The organism is Luteibacter sp. P1_D3 (assembly GCF_056406135.1).
This window is the reverse complement of record NZ_JBFUAT010000090.1, coordinates 1-1,772: the sequence shown is the minus strand read 5'-3', so window position 1 is coordinate 1,772 and position 1,772 is coordinate 1. Positions and strand designations below refer to the sequence as shown.

Annotated in this window: 2 protein-coding genes; one reads left to right on the top strand and one right to left on the bottom strand. The window is 63.1% G+C overall.

Annotation, left to right across the window (positions count from 1 at the left end; genetic code table 11):
• A partial coding sequence (locus tag AC1DYM_RS22960; RefSeq protein WP_477342356.1) for a helix-turn-helix transcriptional regulator occupies positions 1-584 on the top strand: 584 nt, incomplete at its 5' end.
• 21 nt (positions 585-605) lie between these two features.
• Here AC1DYM_RS22960 and AC1DYM_RS22955 read toward each other — a convergent pair.
• Positions 606-1,568 (bottom strand): amidohydrolase family protein, encoded by a 963-nt coding sequence (locus AC1DYM_RS22955; protein WP_477342354.1) that lies wholly within the window; start codon positions 1,566-1,568, stop codon positions 606-608.
• Positions 1,569-1,772 lie beyond the last annotated feature (204 nt).

Genomic DNA, 1,772 nt, shown 5'->3' with positions numbered 1-1,772 from the left:
GGCAGGTGCTGCAGGCTTGCATCGTCGGTGCAATCGCAGTTCCCGACGAAGTCGCCATCATCGGGATCGATAACGACACACTGGGCCAACACCTGACGAGAATCCAGCTCAGCTCGGTCAGCCAGGGAACCCACGAAATGGGCCATCGCGCGGCGCACCTGTTGCACCAGGCCCTGAGCGGCTCGCCGGTGAACGACGTGCGTGTGGTCGTGCCCCCAGCCGGCGTGCATTCGCGCGCGTCCACCGCGCGCGACGTCGAACACAGCGCAACCGTAATGCGCGCTCTCCATTACATCCGTCAATACGCCTGCCAGGGCATCAAGACGGAGCAGGTTGCCGAAACGGTGGGGCTTTCGCGCTCATCGCTGGAGATGTACTTTCGCCGCGAGTTGAAGCGCTCCGTCCACGACGAAATCCTGCTGTACAAGTTGCAGCGTTGCTTTCAGTTGCTCAGCAACACGCAAATGGGCATCGATGACATCGCGCGGGCGAGCGGCTTTCGTTCCGTCCAGTACCTCAATACAGTGTTCAAACGGGAACTGGGAGCAACGCCGGCTTCGTGGCGGGAAAGCCGTCGGAGCTGAGCCGGCAGTTTCTCCGGTCCGCTACGCCTTGTGCCGGCGATAGAACGCGAGGGCGTTCTTGAACATCACTTTGTCGCGCACGCCGGCACCGAACGGGGCCAGATACGCCTCGGCGACAGCGATCTGGGCTTCGAAAGTCCCGTGCAGGGTGATTACCGGCCAGTTGCTGCCCCAGATCAGGCGGTCCTTGCCGAACGCGGACATCAGCACGTCGAACTGCGGCTTGTACGAAGCGAGGTCGGTGGGAGACGGAAAAACCACGTCGCCGGGAGCGTACATGTCATAGAACGACGAAAACTTCATGTACAGATTCGGGCAGTCGCTGGCGAGGCGACGAACGTCGGACGCCCAGGCGGGGTCCACCGCCGGCCCGGTTGCGCCGCCCAAATGGTCGATGATGACGCGCAGATTGGGCACCGCGGTACAAAGCGCCTGCACCTGGCTCTTCGGGTTCCTGGTCCCCCGGCTGATGATGTCGAGCGTCATACCGCGCGCTGCCAGGTCGCGCAGGCTGGTGAGCTGTGCCGCGCTGAGCGTGATGCCCTCAGCCGGGCCGGTGAGATAGCCGCGGATTCCCACAAAGCGCGGGTCAGCTGCGAAACGCGCGAGGTCAGCGGAAAAGTTCGGCGCGCCAATCTCGAGATTCCCGACGAAGAACGCGTAAAACGGATCGTTCTTGGTGAGATCGAGGACCCACTGGTTGTCCTGAACAATGCCGCTCGCTTCCACGATCCCGGCCGCCACCACGCCCTGGGATCTGGCGAATGCGCTGTACTCCGGCGGCAGCACGTCGCGGAAGATCGGCCCTTCCACTGCTGTGGGCCATGGCACACCGCCGGGCCGCGTCATCTGCCAGAAATGAATATGTGTCTCGACGATGGGCCGTTTGCCGGACGAGGCGTTGCGTTCGGCGGATTCGATCGCAGCCAGCAGCGCCTGATCGACGGCGCCACGCCCCCCGCGCGCCGTTGCGAGCCACGTCATGCCAGCGCCGCCGCTGCTGCCGCACAGTGCCTCAGGCCTTTGCTTACTGTCTCCTTCATGGTCTCCTCCTTGTCGGGTTGATGGGTGTTCCGGAACGAACCCTGTCATACGGTAAGTCAGTGATGGCTGACACAGTGTTGACGCTGATCGAGACGCCATTGGACGGTGACACGTCTCCGGCAGGATCGCAGATCAGGGTAAGAC

Bases quoted from the DNA above. Each gene is read 5' to 3' on its own strand.
- AC1DYM_RS22955 (WP_477342354.1), bottom strand. From the start codon at position 1,568: ATGACGTGGCTCGCAACGGCGCGCGGGGGGCGTGGCGCCGTCGATCAG.